The sequence below is a fragment of the Caldisericum sp. genome, assembly GCA_022759145.1.
Taxonomy (GTDB): domain Bacteria; phylum Caldisericota; class Caldisericia; order Caldisericales; family Caldisericaceae; genus Caldisericum.
Genome location: JAEMPV010000066.1, coordinates 1 through 3,341, shown reverse-complemented (window position 1 = coordinate 3,341; position 3,341 = coordinate 1). Strand labels below are relative to the sequence as shown.

The following is a 3,341-nucleotide window of genomic DNA, read 5'->3' as shown; positions in this document are numbered from 1 at the left end:
TATGTTGCAGGCGTTGGCTGTTTTGAGGTCCACAATTTAAATGTGTATTGTCCTGCAGTGTTTGGATTCACAATGCCTGTATAAAGCCCAAAAACGAGTTTCGTAGAGTAGCCAGCATTAAAAGTAAATTGTGTTGGTGGAATAGTTAGTTTAACAACATTTTGAGTAACTAAAACATTATTTGTAAAATCACCAACTTGAGCGCTTCCTTGAATAAGTGCAAAATTTCTTCCGTCAATTGTAGGCGGTATATTAAACCCCTGAGGAAATTCTACCGAAATCGAGTCCCCAGGTACAAGAGCAAGCCCTGGAACAAAGAAAAATTCATAAGTACTTGTTTGTCCAAGTTTTGGATTGTCAATATTTATAGAAGAAATAGTAACAGCGCTTCCAGACTGTGCAGTTGCAACACTAAAAGTTCCACTTACAACATAATTACCGCTCACCGTAACCTGAATAGTATGTGTCCCTGTTGTAAGAGGCACGAAGTTTGCAGATGTGTCAATAACTATTGCAAATGGAGTGTTTGGACTTATGTTTACATTTATACCTGTCCTAATAATAAGGCTTTTTGCTAAGGTGACGGGGCTCGTAGAAATTGATGCACTTGATACATATTGTGCAGCACCTGTCCCAACTTGCGTATATACGCTTTGAGTAGAAACAGCTGTTGGAATAGAAAATTTTTGGCTTTGGTTAGTATCGCCATCGATGAGGATTTCAATTTGCGTGTTAGCACCAACATAAGCGTTTGCAAGAGTCAAATTTACCGTTATTTTATTAGCGACATTTGTTGCATTTGGAGAAAGATTAACAGTAATTGAATCAGAAGCCTTTACCAACCCAGGTGGTAAAAGCAAAGCCATTAAAACAAAAACTGCTATCAAACTAAGAATTTTTCTTTTCATTTTGACCTCCTAATTTTTCTCCATTATACCATAAATTTAAGGTGCAGGATAGGTAATTGTAATTTTCTTGAGAGTTCCGTCCCAATCGACTTTTGCCCCCAATTGTTCAGAAACAAAACGAACGGGAAGCATAGTCCTTCCATTTATAATTTTTGGCGTAACCTTGCTATTACTAGGGTCAATAAGTGTAACAATTCCATTTACACGAGCTTGAGGCTTATCTATCCACATTTCAATTGTTTTGTTCCCAAGAATAATGGTAACCTTTCTTTCTATGTTATCCCAGGCAATTGAACCACCAAACTTTTCAATAATCGGTCTTATCGGAACAAGTGTCCTACCTTCTACAATAACAGGTGGTGAGTCAAGCGTAATTGCCTCTCCATCTGAAGTTATCATCTTATTTGAGCCAACAAAAAGCGTTAAGATAACTGTCTTTGAATAAGTCACCTTAAGAGTTCTTGTTGCTACATTTCCTGCTCTGTCGTAGGCTTTTATTTCTATTGTGTTCTCACCTTGAGTTAAAAGCAAGTTATACGAAAATGTAAAGTCCTGATTTAAGGTTACTTCAATACCATTTATCGTCACTTTCGCAATCCCCGACTCGTTATCAACTACTTTCCCAGAAACATTGACAGATGCAACATTTACTTTTATACCATCCTGAGGAGAGAATATAGTAACAACAGGAGGAAGGTTATCCTCTATTGCAACGCTTCTATAAACTCCTGAATTTGTTGCAACAAGAATTGTGTTTTTACTATCGTTTATGGAAGCAACACTCATAACAATAGTTCCCCTCGGAAGGTCTCCAAAGACATTCCAGGTAATGCCACCATCTCTTGAAACATACACACCGTCAAGCGTTCCAAGATACAGGGTGTTGGGGTTGTAAAAGTCACCTGCAAGTGTAATTGGTTTTAAAGAAGATACATTAGAAACAACTTCCCATTTTACAAGGTCTAACGATCTTAAAATGCTGTTTGAATCAAGTATGTAAACACAATTCTTTGTGGGGACAACAGCATAAATTGGTGGAACAATACCTTTTATTTGAATTGCCTGAAAGTTGTTTCCACTATCCTCGCTATAATAGAGGACACTTCCGGAAGCAAAAACATACTTTGGATTTACCATTGAGAAGTTCACTGAGTATATCTCTTCATTAGGAATAATCATTACCCAGCCAAAGCCATTATCAATAGATTTTTTGAGGCCTACTTTCGTTGCTGCAAGCATATTGTAAGGGTTTGCTGGATCTACTGCTATAGCATGTGCAAACGAGCCATAAAGAGCGTTGTTAATGTAAGTCCACGAAGATAGGCTATAATCAGTTTTAAATGTCCCTAAATTAGTTGTTGTGTAGACAATCTTATAATTTTGGTCAAAGCCAAGAGATGTTGCGTAAAGCAACCCCAAACCTGTATTTGAGAAAGAAAAATACCCTTTATTGTAAGTTAAAAATCCTTTGTTTGTTCCAATATAAAGAAGGGAGAAGTCAGGTGAAGCGATTGCGCATGCCTTGAAAGTCGAACCTGTTGTGTTTGGCTGGATTGAGAAAGTTTCTCCTCCGTCATTACTTGAAAGAATCCCATCTCTTGATACTGCATATACCTTAGAATCATCAAAGGGGTCAACATACACTTTTATTACATAGGGCTTGCTTGTCCAATCAGTCATATTGACAAAAGTGCTTCCACTATCATAACTTCTAAAGACCCCTCCTTGGGTTGCAAGATAGATTATAAACGGTTTTTTAGGATTTTGCACAATATCCAAAACGCTAATATTCAAAAAGTTCCCGATTCTTCGCCAGGTTTTGCAGTTATCAAGCGTCTTGTAAATTCCACTATTTGTTCCGATAAAGTAAGCATTAGGATCGGTAATATCTTTAACAATTGTATAAACGCTAATATTCGGTATATCGGTATTATAAGGAGCAAAAGTTACCCCACCATCCTTTGACAAATATACACCCTTATCTGTTCCAGCAATAATAAAATTGGAATTCACAGGATCGATATATGCATAATAGACTGTCGTATTAGCAAGTTCGTTATCCAACCTCTGCCAATTTATGCCTGCGTTATTTGTAATGTAAAGCCCTTTTGAAGTTGATGCGTAAAGGACACCCGGTTTTCCACTTATAGACTTTATTGCATTGATACGCACATATGTAGGGACATAATTCGGAGCAACAAACTCTAAGCCCTTGCCCATCCAAGTCCAGTTTTTCCCGCCGTCATTTGAAACAAAAACCCCCTCATTCTCAGTTCCAAGATAGATAATATTTGGATTGTTTGCATCAATTTCTATACAGGTCGCATTGGTTCCATATAGTCCGTTATTTACAGGCTCAAAATGATATGCAACACCAATTGAATATCCTCTTGCGTTACCAAAAATAGTAAAGGAAAGTGCGGTAATTAAAAG

Annotated in this window: 2 protein-coding genes; both read right to left on the bottom strand. The window is 37.3% G+C overall.

Translation table 11 applies throughout. The annotated features are described in order from the left end of the window. Positions 1 to 908: hypothetical protein (locus JHC30_04725; GenBank protein ID MCI4463458.1), on the bottom strand; the 908-nt coding region annotated here is incomplete at its 3' end. 36 nt (positions 909 to 944) lie between these two features. Next, positions 945 to 3,341 (bottom strand): hypothetical protein (locus JHC30_04720; protein ID MCI4463457.1); only part of this gene is annotated, 2,397 nt, incomplete at its 5' end.